Source organism: Pseudomonas sp. GM48, assembly GCF_000282335.1.
Taxonomy (GTDB): domain Bacteria; phylum Pseudomonadota; class Gammaproteobacteria; order Pseudomonadales; family Pseudomonadaceae; genus Aquipseudomonas.
This window is the reverse complement of the sequence record NZ_AKJM01000182.1, coordinates 93,961-112,105: the sequence shown is the minus strand read 5'-3', so window position 1 is coordinate 112,105 and position 18,145 is coordinate 93,961. Positions and strand designations below refer to the sequence as shown.

Annotated in this window: 19 protein-coding genes and 1 pseudogene; 9 read left to right on the top strand and 11 right to left on the bottom strand. The window is 56.5% G+C overall.

All coding sequences use genetic code 11. The annotated features are described in order from the left end of the window. Positions 1 to 301 precede the first annotated feature (301 nt). Both PMI28_RS01120 and ptrR read right to left on the bottom strand, forming a co-directional pair. Positions 302 to 2,506: an OsmC domain/YcaO domain-containing protein gene (locus tag PMI28_RS01120; RefSeq protein ID WP_007992604.1), complete on the bottom strand. Its 2,205-nt coding sequence runs from the start codon at positions 2,504 to 2,506 to the stop codon at positions 302 to 304. Between the two features lie 77 nt (positions 2,507 to 2,583). Then, complete coding sequence (ptrR, locus tag PMI28_RS01125; RefSeq protein WP_007992603.1) at positions 2,584 to 3,462, bottom strand: putrescine utilization regulator PtrR; 879 nt, start codon at positions 3,460 to 3,462, stop codon at positions 2,584 to 2,586. A 100-nt stretch (positions 3,463 to 3,562) separates the two neighbouring features. On the opposite strand from ptrR, the gene PMI28_RS01130 reads away from it, so the two are divergent. Next, positions 3,563 to 4,954 carry an aldehyde dehydrogenase family protein gene (locus tag PMI28_RS01130; RefSeq protein ID WP_007992600.1) on the top strand — a complete coding sequence of 464 codons (1,392 nt, stop codon included), beginning with the start codon at positions 3,563 to 3,565 and terminating at the stop codon, positions 4,952 to 4,954. Positions 4,955 to 4,979: 25 nt separating this feature from the next. Here the strand turns inward: PMI28_RS01130 and PMI28_RS0129030 are convergent, their stop codons facing one another. Both PMI28_RS0129030 and PMI28_RS0129025 read right to left on the bottom strand, forming a co-directional pair. Next, a complete protein-coding gene (locus PMI28_RS0129030; RefSeq protein WP_033063624.1) occupies positions 4,980 to 5,192 on the bottom strand; it encodes a hypothetical protein in 213 nt (70 codons plus the stop codon). Between the two features lie 126 nt (positions 5,193 to 5,318). Further along, positions 5,319 to 5,600, bottom strand: coding sequence for an excalibur calcium-binding domain-containing protein (locus PMI28_RS0129025; protein ID WP_033063623.1), 282 nt, complete (start codon positions 5,598 to 5,600; stop codon positions 5,319 to 5,321). A 175-nt stretch (positions 5,601 to 5,775) separates the two neighbouring features. Between PMI28_RS0129025 and PMI28_RS01135 the strand changes: the two are divergent. Beyond that, positions 5,776 to 6,051, top strand: a pseudogene (locus PMI28_RS01135) (Arm DNA-binding domain-containing protein); the annotation flags it as partial. Positions 6,052 to 6,462: 411 nt separating this feature from the next. Here PMI28_RS01135 and PMI28_RS01140 read toward each other — a convergent pair. Both PMI28_RS01140 and PMI28_RS01145 read right to left on the bottom strand, forming a co-directional pair. Then, entirely contained in the window at positions 6,463 to 7,005 is a 543-nt protein-coding gene (locus tag PMI28_RS01140; protein WP_007992597.1) for a DinB family protein, read from the bottom strand. A 192-nt stretch (positions 7,006 to 7,197) separates the two neighbouring features. Further along, complete coding sequence (locus PMI28_RS01145; RefSeq protein ID WP_007992595.1) at positions 7,198 to 8,115, bottom strand: LysR family transcriptional regulator; 918 nt, start codon at positions 8,113 to 8,115, stop codon at positions 7,198 to 7,200. Positions 8,116 to 8,231: 116 nt separating this feature from the next. Between PMI28_RS01145 and PMI28_RS01150 the strand changes: the two genes are divergently transcribed. The 4 genes from PMI28_RS01150 to PMI28_RS01165 all read left to right on the top strand — a co-directional run bounded on the left by PMI28_RS01150 (position 8,232) and on the right by PMI28_RS01165 (position 11,690). Further along, a complete protein-coding gene (locus tag PMI28_RS01150; protein ID WP_033063622.1) occupies positions 8,232 to 8,651 on the top strand; it encodes a nuclear transport factor 2 family protein in 420 nt (139 codons plus the stop codon). Positions 8,652 to 8,654: 3 nt separating this feature from the next. Next, positions 8,655 to 9,695: an SDR family oxidoreductase gene (locus tag PMI28_RS01155; protein ID WP_007992589.1), complete on the top strand. Its 1,041-nt coding sequence runs from the start codon at positions 8,655 to 8,657 to the stop codon at positions 9,693 to 9,695. Positions 9,696 to 9,712: 17 nt separating this feature from the next. Continuing rightward, positions 9,713 to 10,255, top strand: coding sequence for a hypothetical protein (locus tag PMI28_RS01160; RefSeq protein WP_007992588.1), 543 nt, complete (start codon positions 9,713 to 9,715; stop codon positions 10,253 to 10,255). A gap of 382 nt (positions 10,256 to 10,637) precedes the next feature. Further along, the gene (locus PMI28_RS01165) at positions 10,638 to 11,690 is read left to right on the top strand and encodes an alpha/beta hydrolase family protein (RefSeq protein ID WP_007992586.1); all 1,053 of its coding nucleotides are present in this window, start codon (positions 10,638 to 10,640) and stop codon (positions 11,688 to 11,690) included. A gap of 181 nt (positions 11,691 to 11,871) precedes the next feature. On the opposite strand, the gene msrA is transcribed toward PMI28_RS01165, so the two are convergent. Next, on the bottom strand, positions 11,872 to 12,378 hold the full coding sequence (gene msrA / locus PMI28_RS01170) for a peptide-methionine (S)-S-oxide reductase MsrA (protein ID WP_007992584.1): 507 nt from the start codon (positions 12,376 to 12,378) through the stop codon (positions 11,872 to 11,874). Between the two features lie 256 nt (positions 12,379 to 12,634). After that, on the bottom strand, positions 12,635 to 13,522 hold the full coding sequence (locus tag PMI28_RS01175) for a LysR substrate-binding domain-containing protein (protein WP_007992582.1): 888 nt from the start codon (positions 13,520 to 13,522) through the stop codon (positions 12,635 to 12,637). A gap of 110 nt (positions 13,523 to 13,632) precedes the next feature. Between PMI28_RS01175 and PMI28_RS01180 the strand changes: the two genes are divergently transcribed. From PMI28_RS01180 to PMI28_RS01190, 3 genes are all read left to right on the top strand, one after another. Continuing rightward, positions 13,633 to 13,968, top strand: a complete 336-nt coding sequence (locus PMI28_RS01180; protein ID WP_007992581.1) for a carboxymuconolactone decarboxylase family protein — start codon at positions 13,633 to 13,635, stop codon at positions 13,966 to 13,968. 6 nt (positions 13,969 to 13,974) lie between these two features. Beyond that, positions 13,975 to 14,349 carry a tautomerase family protein gene (locus tag PMI28_RS01185; protein WP_007992578.1) on the top strand — a complete coding sequence of 125 codons (375 nt, stop codon included), beginning with the start codon at positions 13,975 to 13,977 and terminating at the stop codon, positions 14,347 to 14,349. A 109-nt stretch (positions 14,350 to 14,458) separates the two neighbouring features. Next, positions 14,459 to 14,788: a DHCW motif cupin fold protein gene (locus PMI28_RS01190; RefSeq protein WP_007992577.1), complete on the top strand. Its 330-nt coding sequence runs from the start codon at positions 14,459 to 14,461 to the stop codon at positions 14,786 to 14,788. Between the two features lie 162 nt (positions 14,789 to 14,950). Here PMI28_RS01190 and PMI28_RS01195 read toward each other — a convergent pair whose 3' ends face one another. The 3 genes from PMI28_RS01195 to maiA form a co-directional block, all read right to left on the bottom strand. Next, on the bottom strand, positions 14,951 to 15,469 hold the full coding sequence (locus tag PMI28_RS01195) for an isochorismatase family protein (protein ID WP_007992575.1): 519 nt from the start codon (positions 15,467 to 15,469) through the stop codon (positions 14,951 to 14,953). Positions 15,470 to 16,228: 759 nt separating this feature from the next. Continuing rightward, positions 16,229 to 17,428, bottom strand: a complete 1,200-nt coding sequence (locus PMI28_RS01200) for a 3-hydroxybenzoate 6-monooxygenase (protein WP_007992572.1) — start codon at positions 17,426 to 17,428, stop codon at positions 16,229 to 16,231. Between the two features lie 65 nt (positions 17,429 to 17,493). Then, complete coding sequence (gene maiA, locus PMI28_RS01205) at positions 17,494 to 18,132, bottom strand: maleylacetoacetate isomerase (RefSeq protein WP_007992570.1); 639 nt, start codon at positions 18,130 to 18,132, stop codon at positions 17,494 to 17,496. Positions 18,133 to 18,145: the final 13 nt, after the last annotated feature.

Genomic DNA, 18,145 nt, shown 5'->3' with positions numbered 1-18,145 from the left:
TAACTCTTTGTTTATCAAGGAGTTTTCCGTTTCGACTGCGCCGGAAGTGGGGCGAATTATAGACACCTGAGATCTGCCGTCAAGCACTGATTTTGGTTTTCTATCAATAACCTGCAGAATGCAGCAAAACGCCCCAAAGGACGCCTATATAGAAGAGCCCAAACGCCCTTCTATATAGAAGGACCTCCTCATAGGCAGCAACAGCCCATGACAGAGCCAAAAAACGAGACCACCGCGTACAGACGATTAGCCTGCCGCCAAAAAACAAAAAAGCACCCAAGGTGCTTTTTTGTTATCTCTATCAGCTGTACAACGCCGCCACTCTGGCTCGCGCCGTGTGCAGCTTCTTGTAGCTGTCGATCAGCCGAAGGTGCCTGTCGAGCCCTTCCAGTTTCATGCTCGTCGGCGTAAGACCATAGAAACGTACACTGCCATCCACCGACCCTATTGCCGCGTCCATCCGTTCGTCGCCGAACATCCGGCGGAAGTTGACCTCGTAGTCGCTCAGTTCCAGATCATCGTCCAGTTGCATTTCCAGCACGACGTTCACGGCTTGATAAAACAACCCGCGCTCCACGGTGTTGTCGTTGTATTGCAAGAAGGCTTCCACCAGATCTTTCGCCTGATCAAACTTCTGCAAGGCGAGATAAATCAGCAGCCGCAGCTCCAGGATCGTCAATTTGCCCCAAGGTGTGTTGTCGTCGAACTCGATGCCGATCAAGGTGGTGATGTCGGTGTAATCATCCAGCTCACTGCTTTCCAAACCCTTGGCCAGCGTTCTCAGGCCGACTTTGCTCAAGCTGTGCAGGTTGAGGATGTCGGCGCGGAACTGCAGCGCTTTGTTGGTGTTATCCCAGATCAAATCTTCTACCGGATAGATCTCTGAGTAATCCGGCACCAGAATGCGACAGGCCTTGGCGCCGATGTGCTCATAGACCGCCATGTACACTTCTTTGCCCATGTCTTCGAGAATGCCGAACAAAGTCGCGGCCTCTTCGACATTCGAGTTTTCTCCTTGACCGGAGAAATCCCACTCAACGAATTCGAAATCCGGCTTGGCGCTGAAGAAGCGCCACGAGACCACACCGCTGGAGTCGATAAAGTGCTCCACGAAGTTGTTCGGCTCAGTCACCGCCTGACCTTCGAACGTCGGCTGAGGCAAATCATTCAAACCTTCGAAACTGCGACCTTGCAGCAGTTCCGTCAGGCTGCGCTCCAGCGCCACTTCCAGGCTTGGGTGCGCGCCGAACGAGGCAAATACGCCACCGGTACGCGGGTTCATCAAGGTGACACACATCACCGGGAATTCCCCGCCCAGCGACGCGTCCTTGACCAGCACCGGGAAGCCCTGCTCTTCCAGGCCTTGGATACCGGCCAGAATCCCCGGGTACTTCGCCAACACTTCCTGCGGCACATCCGGCAGGGCCATTTCGCCTTCGAGGATTTCGCGCTTGACCGCGCGCTCGAAGATTTCCGACAGACACTGCACCTGCGCTTCGGCCAGCGTATTGCCTGCGCTCATGCCATTACTCAGGAACAGGTTTTCGATCAGGTTGGACGGGAAGTACACCACCTCATTGTCCGACTGACGCACAAACGGTAGCGAACAAATGCCGCGCTGGGTGTTGCCGGAGTTGGTGTCGTACAGATGCGAACCACGCAACTCGCCATCCCGGTCGTAAATCTTCAGGCAGTACTCGTCGAGGATTTCAGATGGCAGTTCGTCCTTCGGGCCCGGCTTGAACCAGCGCTCGTCCGGGTAATGCACAAACGCCGCGTTGGCGATGTCCTCCCCCCAGAACTGATCGTTATAGAAGAAGTTGCAGTTGAGCCGCTCGATAAACTCGCCCAACGCCGATGCCAGCGCGCCTTCTTTGGTCGCGCCCTTGCCATTGGTAAAACACATCGGCGAGTGCGCATCGCGAATATGCAGCGACCACACATTGGGAACGATATTGCGCCACGAAGCGATTTCAATCTTCATGCCCAGGTCGGCCAGGATGCCCGACATGTTGGCGATGGTTTGCTCCAGCGGCAGGTCCTTGCCCACAATGTAGGTGCCCGCTTCGCTGGTCGAGTGCGGCATCAGCAACGCCTGGGCATCGGCGTCGAGGTTTTCGACCTCTTCAATCACAAACTCAGGCCCGGTTTGCACCACCTTCTTTACCGTACAACGGTCGATGGAGCGCAAGATCCCCTGACGGTCCTTGGCGGAAATGTCGGCCGGCAATTCAACCTGAATCTTGAAAATCTGGTTGTAGCGGTTTTCCGGGTCAACAATATTGTTCTGCGACAGGCGAATATTTTCGGTGGGGATATTGCGAGTTTCGCAATATAACTTCACGAAGTACGCCGCACACAACGCCGACGAAGCCAGGAAGTAATCGAACGGCCCCGGCGCCGAACCATCGCCCTTGTAGCGAATGGGTTGATCGGCAATCACCGTGAAGTCGTCGAACTTGGCCTCAAGTCGAAGGTTGTCGAGAAAGTTGACCTTGATTTCCATGTGCGATTACCAGAATAACGAGCTAAACGATTTGGCCGCCATTATCCGGTTTTTCAGCGCAGACCGTTAACTTTCCACTATTTTTCGATCAACACGACCCCACGCTCCTCCAGCAAACGCACAAACATCGTGAGGCTCTGCGACACCGTCCCCCTGCGCCATACCAGCCAGGTGCGTAAATAGCGGAAAGACTCCGACAGCGGCCAGACGCTGACCGTCGAACATCCAGGCATGCTTTCGAGCATGCTGCGGGGCATCAGCGCCAGGCCGGCACCAGCGCTGACGCAGGCCAGCATGCCGTGATAGGACTCCATTTCGAAAATCTTGCCGGGTACCGCCGCGCCATTGGCGAACCAGCTTTCGAAGTGATGGCGATAGGAGCAGTTGGAGCGGAAGGCATAGATGTTTTCGCCATTCACATCCTTCGCCCGATGAATCGGTTCATGGTTGAGCGGTGCGATCAAGACCATTTCCTCCTCGAATGCCGGTACGCCCTCCAGCGCCGGATGCAACACCGGACCATCGACAAATGCAGCGGCCAGCCGCCCCGACAGCACCCCATCGATCATGGTCCCGGAGGGGCCGGTGGACAGGTCCAGTTCGACCTTGGCGTGTTTCTGGTTATAGGCTGCCAATAGCTCGGGAATACGTACCGCGGCGGTGCTCTCCAGCGAACCCAACGCGAATGCACCTTGCGGTTCTTCACCCGCCACTGTGGCGCGCGCCTCCTGAACCAGATCGAGAATACGTCGCGCGTAATCCAGAAAACTCCAGCCGGCTGGTGACAAGCGCAGACGACTCTTCTCGCGGATAAACAGGTCCACACCCAAGTCCATCTCAAGCTGCTTGATTCTGGTCGTCAGATTTGATGGCACCCGGTGAATATGCTGGGCGGCAACGCTAATGCTGCCGTGCTCGGCGACAGCCTTGAAAATTTCGAGCTGAACCAGATCCAAGTCATTCTCCAAACGTGAACGTTACGCTCAGTATTATTCAGTTTCCAGAAAACATATACCCCCATAACCTGAGCACATTCCTACCTCGCAGGACGGTGCCATGACCAATGTTTCCAGCCTTACCCATGCCATTTCGATCAACCCGACTACTGGCGAACAGATCGGCCATTACCCTTTCGAGTCCGATTCAGCATTACAGGCCGCGCTGACGCGGGCCTCTACCGGGTTTCGTGCCTGGCGCAGCAAACCGCTTGAACAACGCACGCAGCTTTTGATCAACCTCGGCCAGGCCTTGCGCAACAATTCAGGGGCCATGGCGAACATGATCACCCTGGAAATGGGTAAGCCGATTGCCCAGGCTCGCGGTGAAATTGAAAAATGTGCACAGCTCTGCGAGTGGTACGCCGAACACGGCCCCGCCATGCTTAGCTCGGAACCAACCCTGGTTGAAGGCGGCAAAGCACGCATTGAGTATCGCCCGCTCGGCCCGATTCTCGCCGTCATGCCGTGGAACTTCCCCATCTGGCAAGTCCTGCGCGGCGCGGTCCCCACGTTGCTCGCAGGCAATACCTACGTGCTCAAGCACGCGCCAAACGTTATGGGCAGCGCCTATCTGCTACTGGAAGCCTTCAGGCAAGCGGGATTTCCTGAAGGTGTGTTCGAGATCATCAATGTCACGCCAGAGGGCGTATCCAAGGCGATCGCCGATCCACGCATTGCGGCGGTCACCCTCACCGGTAGCGTGCGTGCCGGCATGGCCATCGGCGCTCAGGCTGGAGCCGCGCTGAAGAAGTGCGTATTGGAATTGGGCGGCTCCGACCCATTTATTGTGCTCGACGACGCCGACCTTGATGAGGCGGTGAAAGCCGCCGTGATCGGGCGCTATCAAAACTCCGGACAAGTTTGCGCCGCAGCCAAACGCCTGATTGTCGAGCAAGGCATTGCCCGGGAATTTACCCGCAAGTTCGTCGAGGCCACCCAACAACTGGTCGTCGGTGATCCACTAGCCACCACCACCTACATCGGCCCGATGGCTCGCTTCGATCTACGCGATGAACTGGATCAACAGGTGCGCGACACATTGGAAGAAGGCGCGACGTTGCTAATGGGTGGCAAGAAGGCTGAAGGCCCCGGCAATTACTATGAGCCCACTGTGCTCGGCAACGTGACCGATCAGATGACCTCATTCAAACAGGAATTGTTTGGTCCTGTGGCTTCAATCATCACGGCCCGAGACGCAGCCCATGCGCTGGAGTTGGCCAACGACAGTGAGTTCGGACTCACCGCCACCCTCTACACGCGCAATGTCGAACTCGCCCGCCAGATGGCCGGCGAACTTGAAACCGGCGGCGTGTTCATCAACGGCTATAGCGCCAGCGATCCGCGCGTCACATTTGGTGGCGTGAAGAAGAGTGGCTTTGGCCGGGAGCTCTCGCATTTCGGGGTGCGCGAGTTCTGTAATGCACAAACGGTTTGGCTGGATCGACGCTAAGGTTAGCGTAGCGTTCCGAACTGGCTCAGCTTGCCAACGCCTCGAACGTTACAAACTCAATGGCCGTGAAATCCACTTGTTGTGCCAGCAAATCGAAGGCTTCGGGTGCCGCGACAAAACGACAAATCCAGTTGGCCAACCGGTCTGCCGGCAATAAACCTATGTGCCCGTAACCCGCGGGCACCTGTCGCCTGCACCCTGTCTGAATTGGTGCCCACCCTGACCAGTTGCTGGCCATTCAGTAATCCATCTGAAACACACCAGGCCGGGCAAGCGCTTAGGACTTTACCCAGTGCAGTGTCGGGTGTCCCGAACACAACCCTGAACAAAATTAACATTGAACCTGTCAGTGAACGTCGAATAGTCACCGGCACCACTGCGTCTCACAAGGTATCCCGTCGTGGTCTCCGTCCATCTCCATTCCTGGACAATTTTGCAGAAAACTCTTGGCCTCTGCGCACGAGGTCATCTGCGAACAACGTTTGCGCCCATCACATTTGACAGGAGCCGAAACAGGTTTCAGCACAGTCACGACCGAAGCAGTTCCTTTGGGATTCGACAGCTGAGCCTCAGCCCAAGACTGCAACTCAGGGGAAAGCTTCCACACCAACAGACCAACAACAAGCACAACCAAAATCAGCTTCATTTTGATTCATCCATGATGAGAGACCGTTTGCACGCTTACGTTGCCTGCTTTCCAGCTTAACCCACTAATCCACAGACAGCCCGCCGGTGAATGGTGGGCGAGGGATCACTGGACGAAGGTTGAAGAGCGGTATTTGACGCGAGCATTCAAGGATGCCAGATGGAAGGAAGAAGAGATGCCGGGCTTCCACGAAGTGCGAGCGCTGACCGCTAATGATGCCGGCCGAATCCTCAGGGAGGATGGCAATCTGGTCGGTCTAATCTCAGTCCGCAAGGACGGCGTATCGGTCAGCTTTTTCTATCGCTATCGGTGGGGCGACCAGAACAAAGAGCACTCCTGCGGTTCCTGGCCGCGCAAATCCCTGATGGACATCCGCAAGGCCCGCAACCAGGCTCGCACGCTCATTGATGAGCAGATCAATCCCAACGAGCACAAGAAAATCGCCAAGGCACATTTGGGGGGTTAGCCTGGACGTTATCGATCGCTGTCAAAATCATATACTGGCCGGCTCCCGGGTCAGGCGCCATTACCTGCATCACGATGATGTCGAGGAAAAGAAGCGTGCGTGGCATCTGCTGGGCGATCGACTCAGTGCCGTGTTGTCCTCAACCTACGAGCATTCACCAACCGAGTCGTTGATGTCTTTTCCAGCGTATACCACGGATCGTCGCAAGTTCACCCTGCCCCTCCGGGATTAGCTATCAGGTGGGCAACGACGCCCTGGGAGAGCGCTCGTTCACCACCAGCGGTGCGAAGGTGTTCGTCATGGAATATGCCAGGGCAATAGCGATGCAATCAGTGCGATCCGAATCGGATTGCCCTCTTTGGCTGTGAATTCTCAATACTGGTATCCAGCTTTTCTTCATACGCTGGATCGGGATGGGATAAGGACGACTAAATCTGTATCACCTATGTCGACACCAACCTGTGAAAGCAGCGTAGTAACCTGGCCACGGTGATGGGTCTGATGGTTGAAGAAATGCATCACCAGGCCGTAAAAATCCTTGTCGGACACTACACCCTTCAAGCTGGCGTAATTGAGGGTGTGGTCTAGATCGGACTCTGTAATAGAGTTAGCCCATTCGACGATTATCTGATCAAGCCTCTCTCGATATGCTAAGAGTTCTCCAATAGTAGAGAACAACGCCTGGCCAAGGTTTTTCGGATCAGAAAGTCGCCTCACCGGCTCCAATGCCGAGTGGTTCGCTGGATGTTTGGCGAATCGCTTTAGCCACACAGTGTCTCCGGCTGCCACGTGGTTTAGCGTCCCGAGAATCGACCTGAAGAACGCTTTTCTATCAGCTGAGAGCTCATCATCGGACAAGCACCTGGCCGCTCCATAGATCTTTATATTCATCCATTTGTTATAGGTCGCCATCAGGCAGATATGGCCGGTGCGGCTCATGTGCTCATCCTTTGAGTGGGTATTTGATAAGCGCTCCACGCTCATCGCAAAACCAAGTCTAGCGCAGGGCATATTAATTGGTGCCATCCAGGTTTTGATGCTGCTCATCCACGAAACAAGTTGGATAAAATGCGTCCTCCTTCGAATTGCCATAGATGCCCGAGCACGGTGACCCGTACGCAGTAGAGATCGTTATTGTTCCGATACTCTCGGGGCGCGCCCTAAGAGGTAACCTTCGACATTTTCTATGGATAGGGCTTCGAGCAGCACCTGCTCCAGGATGGTAAAAAAACATTTGATGTGGGCCTGCTTTAATGCCTGGGGCCGGGTCACCAGATAGACCTCCATATCTGGAAGGTGGAGATCCGGGAACAACCCGATCAGATCCTTCGCCAATATACGGGGCAGTACGGCCACCCCCATACCTCGCCTCACCGATTCGAGCTGTACGGCGAACGAATTCACGCTGATCTGCGCGCGGTCCAGACCACCGGCCTTTGCCGCACGCATTTGCGGCAACATGTCCAGCGGGGGAAGCAAGGCAACATTGACCGCAGTGGCCGGGGTCACCCCTGGAAACCGCTTCAGATAACCTGCATCAGCGAAGACACCGTAGGAGAGCCGGCCTATTGGTCGATAAATCAGTGACGGCTCACCCAGATGAGTTGTACGTACAGCAATGTCTGCCACGCCGCGGACGATCTTGTGAAAGTCGGCTGTTACCATCAGCTCCACCGAGCAACGCGGGTGCAGAGAGGTGAAGCGACTCGCGGCCTCCAGCACACAAGACGAGAACCCCTCTCCTGCGCTGACCAGGACACTGCCAGATAGCTCTGTGTGTAGCCCGGATGTGCCAGCAGCGGTTTGACGCCTCAAGCCAGCTTCCGCAGCCAGTGCAACTTCCACGAGGGATTGGCCCCGCGAGGTCAACCAGCATCCTTCAACGCCCCGCTCGACGAGTGGCTCGCCCAGTGCGACCTCAAGTTGGGTCAGGCGACGGGACACGGTAGACGCCGCGATACCCAGCAACTGGCCAGCTTGAAGGAAGCTGCCACGCCGCGAGACTGCCAACAGCAGACGAAGATCGTCCCAATTTTCTTGCAACGCCATGCGTCCTGTCCTCCCTGGTCTGCATATGTGCAAATCCATTATGCAGTAGTCGCTGTTTTTCGGGAGAGGCCTCAAAGGTATATCTACAGGCCCTCGAAATGAATGGAATGGATTGTATGACTACTGGCCCCAACGACTATGCGGAACGCGCCGCAAGAGCCTTCAATCGCCGTGATGTGGAGGCGATGCTTGCGTTGGTTTGCGAAGACTTCATCTACCTCGACGGTATGGGGATTCAAACCGGTCGCGAATCCATGCGCAAACGAGAGACTGCGCTGTTCGAAGCGTTCCCTGACGCCCAGGTGACCTTCACCCCATTCATGGTCGCTGACGATCTTTTAGCGCTGACTGCCTTATTGACCGGCACCTTCGCCGCACCCTTGGTGTTGCCAGGCCGGGTAATTGCACCCCATGGACGCCATATTACCGTGCACTACGCCGCACACTTCACCTTCAGAAACGGGCTGGCCATCCGTGAAGAGGCCTTCTTCGACAGTGCGGTGTTGATGCCGTTAGCCGAACAGGGTGAGGGTTGAGCCATGCGCAGCGCATTTGTTACTGGCGCAACTGGCTTGCTGGGCAACAACCTGGTGCGTGAATTGGTCGCTCGTGGCTACGCGGTCAAAGGCCTGGTCCGCTCAAGAACCAAAGGTGAACAGCAGTTCAACAATCTGCCGGGGGTGGAGCTGGTCGTTGGTGACATGGCCGATGTCGACGCATTCGCAGCATCGCTGCAAGGTTGCGATACGGTGTTTCACACCGCGGCGTTCTTTCGCGATAACTACAAGGGTGGCAAGCACTGGGAGGAACTCGAAAAGATCAATGTCGCCGGTACGCGGGACCTGATTCACCAGGCCTACCGCGCCGGTATACGACGGTTCATCCATACGTCTTCCATTGCCGTGCTCGACGGCGCACCAGGCTCGTCCATCGATGAGACATGTCTGCGGGCCGACGCCGACGCGGATGACTACTACCGCAGCAAGATCCTAGCCGACCGTGTCGTCTTGTCGTTCCTGGAAGCACATCCCGAGATGCATGCCTGCATGGTCCTGCCCGGTTGGATGTGGGGTCCTGCCGACATTGGCCCGACCTCCTCGGGACAGTTGGTTAACGATGTCGTGCACGGCAAATTACCCGGACTGATCCCCGGTAGCTTCTCCGTTGTTGATGCCCGCGATGTGGCATTAGCGCAGATTGCCGCTGCCAAACATGGGCGTCGAGGTGAGCGCTATCTCTCGGCGGGCCGGCATATGACGATGCGTCAGCTGGTCCCTGTTCTAGGACGTATAGCGGGCGTCAAGACACCCGTTCGACAACTACCGCTGCCCTTTCTATACACCTTGGCGGTTGTGCAGGAGATCTATGCGCGCCTCACTGGCAAGCCCATTCTGCTGAGCATGGCCACGTTGCGCCTGTTGATACGAGAAAAGGACCGCACCTGTTTCAACCACAGCAAGAGTGAACAAGAGCTTGACCTGAATTTCCGGGCACTGGAGCAAACAATTACCGACACCGTGGCGTGGTACCGCGATCACGGCTGGTTTGAAACACACCAGAACAAGGACGTAAAATTGTGAACAGGGAAATAATCCTGATGCGTCACGGCCAGCCAAAACTGGCCGCAACCGAAAAAATCTCAGCGCTCGAGATGAAAGACTGGATCGAGCAATACAACCGATCCGAAATTACCCACCACCCGGTCCCGCATGCCAGTATGCGACTCGCCGCAACCGCCACGGTGATTGTTTCAAGCAGCGCACCTCGTGCGCTGACCTCCGTCCAAGCGCTCGGCCTGAAGCCTGCACTGGTCGACGCACTTTTCGGCGAAGCACAACTACCTTGTGGTCATTGGAAACTGCTACGGCTATCGCCGTTTACCTGGGCATTTATCCTTCGAGTCTTATGGTTGTGCGGTTACTCACGCAGCGTCGAATCCGCCGGAGCTGCGAAGATGCGCGCCAGCACGGCAGCTCGACGACTTCAGTCCCTTTCCAACGAAGGACCGGTTCTGCTGCTCGGTCATGGCTTTATGAATCGAATGATCGCCAAACAACTGGTGGCCGATGGATGGGTTCGCCAAAAACGTAACGGCAGCCAGTATTGGAGTGCGACGGTGTATCAATATAGCGGTGTTTAAAAGTGCCATCTGGCGCGGAGATTAAACGAAGGGAACGTTCAGGTTGGTCGTTCATTTGTAGAGACCTCTTTGGGACGCGAAAACCACGTTTTTCTACTCGCTCGGCCCCGTACAAAGGCGGGGGCTTGGAGTATAGGTTGGCGATTTGTCTCGCTGGACAGATACCTATTGCTGTTGGTGGCGACAGGCAGAAAACGGCTGTGGATTCAACCGGTCGATGCAGATAACGAAAACTATGCATGTCAGTCGGAGTATCGGCTTTAATGTCGATGCGGATTCACCTGCACACGGCGCTGGATTTCTATAATTTGCGAGATGTGATGCACGCTATCGGTGGGTTTCAGGATCTGAACCCCTATCTAAATCAAGGAAGACAACCCCATTGAAACCAGCTCTCGGCGCCCTGCTTTTAACCTGTCTGACGACCAGCGCTCTCGCTGACGTCAACTCTGTCGGCTTCCAATCCTCCACCCTGCCGGACCCACACAATGAGCGTCCGCTGGAGATGGTCGTCTGGTATCCCAGTACAACGACCATCACCCCACAGTTGATCGGCGACGATGTGGTGTTTGTCGGTGTTTCTGCGGTTCGCAACGCGCCACCCTCTGCTGGCGAGCACCCATTGGTGGTGCTCTCCCATGGATTCAGAGGCAATTGGAACAATCAGAACTGGTTGGCGAGTGCATTGGCCCAAAAGGGTTACATTGTCGCTGCGGTCAACCACCCCGGCACCACGACCCATGATCGCAGCCCGCAAGCGGCGGCGCAGTTATGGCAGCGGCCCATTGACCTGCATCGGGCCATTGAGGCGGTCACCACTCAACCTGAAAAATTTGGCGTAGTCGCAAAGCGTCAAATTGCTGTAGTGGGCCATTCACTCGGCGGCTGGACTGCAATGGAGATCGCCGGTGCTCGTTTCGACCCGGCCCTGTTTGCCCGTGACTGCAAACTCCATCCGCAGTTATCCAGTTGCACCAATTATCAAAAGATCAACCCTGAGAGTACTCCGGCATTAAGGGCTGGTCTGGCCGGCGATTTGCGCGATCAACGCGTCACCGCTGTGGTTTCTTTGGACCTGGGACTCTCGCGCGGGATGACCGATGAGAGCCTTGCCGCACTGCCGGTGCCGGTGCTAGTTATCGCTGCCGGCACACCGTCGGTGGAACTGCCTGCTCAGTTGGAGTCCGCCAACCTGGCCACACGCCTGCCCCAAGCGTCCAGCCGCTATGTCGAGATCAGTGACGCCAGCCATTTCAGCTTCTTGCCGATTTGCAAACCAGGTGCAGTGGCATTGCTCGAAGAGGACATTCCTGGCGATGGCATCATTTGCGGGGATGGCGACAATGCTCGTCCGCGCGAGGTAATCCAACAGCAGGTTACGTCACTGATCAGCGAGTTTTTGACGCAGTCCGCGAACAACAAAGTGGACCTCTAGGATTGCTGGCACTCGGCAACTCAGCAGACCTGAAATTTGCGTAGGAGCGCTATTTTTGTGTCGAATCCAGCCACCTATTACGATCAAAAACGTTTTTACACAGCCTCGGCCGATATCTGCCCATCACGAAAGGCAGATGTCGGCCAGAAGCGGTCACCTCTACGCCTCACAAGCGTGACTCTCAGGCGCGTTTGGGGAGCTTCCAGTTCGGGCGGATGAAGTGGCATGTGTAGCCATTCGGTATACGTTCGAGGTAGTCCTGGTGCTCCGGTTCAGCTTCCCAAAAGGGCCCCGCCGGTTCGATTTCGGTGACTACCCGGCCTGGCCACAGGTGTGAAGCATCGACATCGGCAGCGGTGTCCTCGGCGATGTCGCGTTGCTGTTCGCTGAGGTAGTAGATCGCCGAACGATAGCTGGGGCCTAGGTCATTACCCTGACGGTTGGGCGTGCAGGGGTCGTGTATCTGGAAGAAGAACTCAAGGATCTGCCGGTAGCTGATCACGGTAGGGTCGAAGACGATCTCGATGGCTTCGGCGTGGTTGCCATGGTTGCGGTAGGTGGCATTCGGCACATCGCCGCCGGTGTAACCGACCCGCGTGCGCAGCACACCGGGATAGCGCCGCAGCAGATCCTGCATGCCCCAGAAGCAGCCGCCAGCGAGAATGGCAGTTTCAGTTTGTCTGGTCATGGTCTGTCCTTCCTCTCGGGGACGTTGGGTATAGCCATTGTTATGAGGGCGTGTTGGCCAATTCCAAGGTTTCGCGCAAACAGAACTGGAATGACCGTATTTGTCCGATTTTTGCCTGTCGTCACCGTCAGCTTTGGGTTGATTGCTACCCTTCGCAACAGGCAGCAACCTACCCATAGCCGTCATTCGCCCACCGCCTCAGTGCTTCGTTATTCTTCATCCGTATTGCTCGAATTGAACCCTTGGGTGCCTTCGATTACTTCGTAATCGTGAAACGAAACGCCTGTTCTTGCAGGCTCGTTTTGATCAATTCGGCCAATTGTTGGGTGGCTGGTGTTGGGTCGTCGCCACCGCTTTGAAGCACATAGCCAAGGTTTGGTACGGGGGGTAAGCCAGAAACAATGGTGAGATGGCTTGGCAGCCCGATGCGGGTTCGCAGCGTCAGACCCAATCCGGCGGCGACGGCCGCCCAGATACCACCGACGCTGGGACTGGTCAGGGCGATCCGCCAAGGTATTTGCGCGGCATCCAGCGCTTGGGTGGCGGCGCTGCGCAATACGCAAGGCGCGTCGAACATGATCAATGGCAACGGTGAGTCATCAAGGGCAGTCAGCAGTGGCGTATCGCGGGCTCCGATCCAGTGCATCTGTGTTGCGCCCAGACGCGTGGCATAGGGCGACATGTGCCCGGTGTCCCAGGTCAGGGCCAGGTCCAGATCTGCGCTTTCGACCATAGCAAGCAGTTCGGCATTACGGGCGATCCTGACTTCGAGATTCACCCTCGGGTAAGTCTGGACGAAGCGTCGCAGGATATCGCTCAGGAAATGTTCCCCAAAGTCCTCTTGAAGCCCGAGGCGTATGGACCCGGCAGTCTGGCTTTCATGCAGGGTCTGGAAAATGCCATCGTTCAGCTCCAGCAACCGGCGGGCATGGCTGAGCAGTGTTTCTCCTGTTGGGGTCAAGACCAGTCCGCGACCGGATTTAGCCAGCACCGGCGTACCGATCTGCTCCTCGAGTTTCTTCAATTGAGCGCTTACGGCAGATGTCGACCGACCGAGACGATCCGCCGCTTTGGCAAAGCTGTTGAACTCCACGCCGGTGACGAAGGTGCGCAATACTTCAAGATCGAAGGTTGGGCGGCGCATTCAATAGTCCACTAATTCAGGATTATTGGTGCAATTAAATCTGATATTCGGAATTGTTGCGACTTGATAGTTTTCCTCCATCAAATTGGGACATCAGAGGAAAAAACATCATGAATGTATCGATGGTCACGGGGCGAGAACACCAAAGCAACTACCCGCAGAAGTTTGCCGAGCTGACCGACAAAGTATTGTTTGGCGACATGTGGACGCGTACGCAATTGAAGCCCCGTGAACGCAGTCTGGCGACGGTGGCCGCGCTGGTGGCGATGTACCGTCTGGAGCAACTGCCATTTCATTTGAAACGTGCACTGGATAACGGCTTGTGTGTCGACGAACTGGCCGAAGTCATAACCCATCTGGCGTTTTATTCAGGTTGGCCGACAGCCACATCGGCGCTGAATTTGCTCAGTGAGCTGCAGGCTTGCCTTCCAAAATATCAGGAGTAATCGTTGATGCCGTTTGCACGGATTTCACTGCACCGCGGGAAGTCGGCCGAGTATTTACAGGCATTATCTGAGGGTTTGCATGACGCCTTGGTCGAGAGCTTCGAGGTGCCGAAGACTGATCGCTTCCAGGCCATTCACCAACATGAGATCGGCGAGCTGATATTTGATCCCCACTATCTGGGCGGGCCGCGTAGCCATGACTTTGTGCTAATCGCGATTACCGCAGGCCGTCCTCGAAGCGTTGAGACCAAACAGCGTTTTTACCGCGATCTGGTCGATAAATTGGGGCGGGCGACGGGACTGAACGCGGAGGATGTCATGGTGGTGATCACCACTACGGCCAGCGATGAGTGGTCGTTTGGTGGAGGGCGGGGCAACTAGCCTTCGGGTTGTGCAGCGCCTGTATCCCATAAATGCGGGCCGTCTGTGTCTATCGGCACCATCGCCAGATTGATACGGTCTGCATTTGTTGTATTTCGATGAGGCAACCATGGATCTTACTGCAATCCCATTCGGTACCACCGATTGGTCAACGATAGAGCCGGTGGCGCATGCCGGTCAGACAGGCACAGCCTATTGGCGTACCTGCCAGTTTGGTTCAGCGCGTGTGCGGATGGTCGAGTACAGCCCTGGATATTTGGCCGATCATTGGTGTTGGAGGGGGCACATCCTTTTGTGCCTGGAGGGTCAGTTGCATACTGAACTGGAAGATGGTCGTCAGTTCACACTGACGCCGGGAATGAGTTATCAGGTGGGTAATAATGCTGAGGGACATCGGTCATTCACCACCACCGGGGCGAAGTTGTTCATTGTGGATTAGTCGTGGGGGCGGACCTGCATAACGCGCCCATACAATCCGTTTGCGGCCAATGCAGCCGCAATCATGGGGTCTGAAATATTTTGCTGCCTGTCGCAAAGGGCTGCAATCCACAATCCAAAGCGGACAGATCGACCCAATCTTGAGCCGATCTATCAACGCTGGTTAGAAATGCCAGTCCTCAGCGCGAACGACACGACAGAATGGGCCCGCCAGGGTTGCATTGTGATGAGCGACGATACTTTCGGCCTTCAACGCAGGGGTGTCGGTGCAGGTATGACCATCGGCGATCAGCACTGCATCGAATCCAAGATCTCGTGCGGCGCGGCAGGTGCTGTCGACACAATACTGGGTCTTCATTCCGGCAATAACCACGCCTTGAGATCCACAAGCTTTTAGCCGATCGGCCAGGTCAGTCATGGCGAAAGCGTTAGGTCGGCTTTTTTTGAAAATCACTTCGTCGCCTTGTAGCAACAGTTCCTGCACCAGTTGCGTCAACGGGCTTCCAGGTTCGATAGGCGAGCCAGGCGGCCCCACGTGGCGAGCAAGAAAAATTGGCGCGCCGGCCCTGCGGGCTTTATTCAACAGGCTATTCAACGTGTTCAGCAGCGCCTCGCCAGCCCATGGTTTTTCCGGGCCATGAAACAATCCAACCTGCATATCGAGAATCAACAGTGCATACATAGTGCTTTTCCTTGCGTTTTGACCAGCGACACAAGGGCAAAAGAAAAGGCCCTATCCATCGCTGGCGGGCCTTTGAAGTTCGTGCGTTATTGGCTCACGACACCTCTCACGACCCGCTTCGGGCGATCGTGGTAGTGGTGGTCGAGGCAATGCGTAGCTGATTCATAAGCTGACAGTATCTGCACGGTGCCTGGTTGGCAAGGGGACAAAATCTGCGCGACGGCTACTTCTTGTATTGCTCGTTGAGGTCCGCTTTTGGCCGAACTCTACCGTTGCTGACGGGCAGCTATGTGGTTGAAATCAGTCGCCTTAAAACAGTCCTCCAAGTGCTGCTGGTTCCCAGTTCATGATCACCCTGCCCTTACAGCGCCTCATGGCCAAAATTACCATCAAAGAACTCGAGTCGCTGACTACAGGCCCAACTCGCTACGAGGCCGGGTCAGGGTGTCGATCAGTGCGTACATGATTTTCCTGGCGCACGGTAGCAGATCCGGGATGTAGGTCGCGCCCATGCCCCAAGCCCCTCGGCGACCGGCAGCGGTGCACCTTCGGCCGGCCATGGCCAGCCGATGCGCGCAGTGGGGATGCCGAGGCGACGCAGCGCGGCACCGTCGGTTTGCCCACCGAGCAGGTCGACCTCGCCATGGGGACGCCGCTCGATATGCTCCCAGCCACGCTTTGGACGAAAAAAATGGACCTCTTTTCAGAGATCCATTTTTTAATGGCCCGCGCTTGCGTCAGGCGAAGTCGATAAGCGGATCAGTGCTTCATGCAGTTATCGAGGCTCCAGCCGTACAGCCACTGTATGGCGTCGTAGAACTGCTCCTGCGTACGTCCTTCCCATAGCTGGTTGCGCACCTGACGCTCGACGCCTTTGGCGTGGTAGAGGCGTCCCATCTCCCGGGCTGACCAGAGTATGCGAGCGGTGCGTGGGATACGGATGGTTTCGTACAGACGGAAAGCAGCTTGCAGGTCGAAGTTGCATTGCTTGACGGCCTGCCCCAGTACCACGGCGTCCTCCAGTGCACTGCAGGCGCCTTGGGCCAGGTATTGGGTCATGGGATGCGCGGCGTCGCCGAGGATGGTCACACGACCTTTGCCCCAGTTTTCCACCGGGTCGCGGTCAGCCGTGGCCCAGCGCCGCCAGGAGGTCGGACGGTCAAGCATTTGCCGTGGACGCGGGTGAATACCCTCGAAGTAGCTCAGTACTTCCTCTTTGCTGCCTTCGGTAACGCCCCACTCTTCCTGTTCCTTGCTGTGGAAGGTGACGACCAGGTTGTATTGCTTGCCACCACGCAGCGGGTAATGCACCAGGTGGCAACGCGGGCCTGCCCAGAGCATCGGCGCGTTGACGCGCAAGTCCTCAGGCATATCTTTTTCCTCGACCACCGCGCGGTACACCACGTGCCCGGTCACACGCGGCGGCTCGCCATGCAGCGCATCGCGAACCACCGAGCGCACTCCGTCGCAGCCGATAACGGCATCGGCGCGGTAGGTATTGCCGTGACTGTCGGTCAGCGTTACGCCATCGACGTCCTGCTCAAGGTTTTTAATGCAGACCGAGGTTTTGAACTGAATCAGCGGGTTGTTTTGCACCACTTCAAGAATCGACAGATGAATGTCGACACGGTGGATCACTCCATAGGGGTTGCCAAAGCGCTTGCGGAACGCTTCACCGACATCGATGCGAGCGACTTCGTGGGCATCGATTGCATCCATCATGATCAGATGATCAGTGAACACCGAGCGACTCCGTGCGGCCTCGCCCGCTCCCAGAGCGTCGAGCGCCGCATAGGCATTCGGGCCAAGCTGGATGCCGGCACCGATCTCGCCAATATGGTCAGCCTGCTCCAGTAGCAGTACCGCAATACCCTGCTGGGTCAATGCCTGGGCAGCGGCGAGGCCACCGATGCCTCCACCGACGACGATAACCGACTGTTTTTTATCTTGTGCAGTCATGATTCCGGTCTCCAAATATGTTGCTGAGCAGGCTGCTTGAATGGGCAGCGAAGCCTGCCGATTAGTTATGCAATGAAGTCGGGCTGCCGAGCAGGTGCAGCAGCCAGAAATGCAGGCAGCTCCAGGCAATGGCGATACACCGCCATCACCCGCGGGTAAGAGGAAAGGTCGCAGCCCATACGCTCGGCATTGGCCACTTGCGGTATCAGGCAGCAGTCGGCCAGGCCAGGCTCGTCACCCATGCAGTAGTTGCCGCTGCCATGGCGTTGCAGCAGTGCTTCGACGGCGGCCAGGCCTTCGGCCACCCAATGTTTGTACCAGGCAGCCTTTTGTTCAGCGGTGACGGCCAATACGTTCTGCAGGTAATTGAGCACCCGTACGTTGTTGATCGGATGGATATCGCAGCCGATCAGGTTGGCGATTTCCAGCACGAGGGCACGCTGCAGAGCATCGGCCGGGATCAGCCGTGGGCCGGGGTACTGGCTGTCGAGGTAGTCGATGATGGCCAGGGATTGGGTCAACAGAGCGCCATCGGCATCGAGCACCGGCACACCGCCAATCGGACTGCGCTCGCGATGTTCGCAACTGTACTGTTGACCGACCCGCAGGTTGATGCCCTGGTAGTCGTAGGGCAGCTCCTTCAACGCAAGCGCGATACGCACCCGGTAAGAGGTGGAGCTATTGAAGAAACTGTAGAGCTTCATAGTGACTGTACCT

What these genes read in the sequence shown, in the direction of transcription:
- PMI28_RS01120 (WP_007992604.1), bottom strand. Translation starts at nt 2,506, where the DNA reads ATGGAAATCAAGGTCAACTTTCTCGACAACCTTCGACTTGAGGCCAAG.
- PMI28_RS01130 (WP_007992600.1), top strand. Translation starts at nt 3,563, where the DNA reads ATGACCAATGTTTCCAGCCTTACCCATGCCATTTCGATCAACCCGACT.
- PMI28_RS0129030 (WP_033063624.1), bottom strand. Translation starts at nt 5,192, where the DNA reads ATGGCCAGCAACTGGTCAGGGTGGGCACCAATTCAGACAGGGTGCAGG.
- PMI28_RS0129025 (WP_033063623.1), bottom strand. Translation starts at nt 5,600, where the DNA reads ATGAAGCTGATTTTGGTTGTGCTTGTTGTTGGTCTGTTGGTGTGGAAG.
- PMI28_RS01140 (WP_007992597.1), bottom strand. Translation starts at nt 7,005, where the DNA reads ATGAGCCGCACCGGCCATATCTGCCTGATGGCGACCTATAACAAATGG.
- PMI28_RS01145 (WP_007992595.1), bottom strand. Translation starts at nt 8,115, where the DNA reads ATGGCGTTGCAAGAAAATTGGGACGATCTTCGTCTGCTGTTGGCAGTC.
- PMI28_RS01150 (WP_033063622.1), top strand. Translation starts at nt 8,232, where the DNA reads ATGACTACTGGCCCCAACGACTATGCGGAACGCGCCGCAAGAGCCTTC.
- PMI28_RS01155 (WP_007992589.1), top strand. Translation starts at nt 8,655, where the DNA reads ATGCGCAGCGCATTTGTTACTGGCGCAACTGGCTTGCTGGGCAACAAC.
- PMI28_RS01160 (WP_007992588.1), top strand. Translation starts at nt 9,713, where the DNA reads ATGCGTCACGGCCAGCCAAAACTGGCCGCAACCGAAAAAATCTCAGCG.
- msrA (WP_007992584.1), bottom strand. Translation starts at nt 12,378, where the DNA reads ATGACCAGACAAACTGAAACTGCCATTCTCGCTGGCGGCTGCTTCTGG.
- PMI28_RS01175 (WP_007992582.1), bottom strand. Translation starts at nt 13,522, where the DNA reads ATGCGCCGCCCAACCTTCGATCTTGAAGTATTGCGCACCTTCGTCACC.
- PMI28_RS01180 (WP_007992581.1), top strand. Translation starts at nt 13,633, where the DNA reads ATGAATGTATCGATGGTCACGGGGCGAGAACACCAAAGCAACTACCCG.
- PMI28_RS01185 (WP_007992578.1), top strand. Translation starts at nt 13,975, where the DNA reads ATGCCGTTTGCACGGATTTCACTGCACCGCGGGAAGTCGGCCGAGTAT.
- PMI28_RS01190 (WP_007992577.1), top strand. Translation starts at nt 14,459, where the DNA reads ATGGATCTTACTGCAATCCCATTCGGTACCACCGATTGGTCAACGATA.
- PMI28_RS01195 (WP_007992575.1), bottom strand. Translation starts at nt 15,469, where the DNA reads ATGTATGCACTGTTGATTCTCGATATGCAGGTTGGATTGTTTCATGGC.
- PMI28_RS01200 (WP_007992572.1), bottom strand. Translation starts at nt 17,428, where the DNA reads ATGACTGCACAAGATAAAAAACAGTCGGTTATCGTCGTCGGTGGAGGC.
- maiA (WP_007992570.1), bottom strand. Translation starts at nt 18,132, where the DNA reads ATGAAGCTCTACAGTTTCTTCAATAGCTCCACCTCTTACCGGGTGCGT.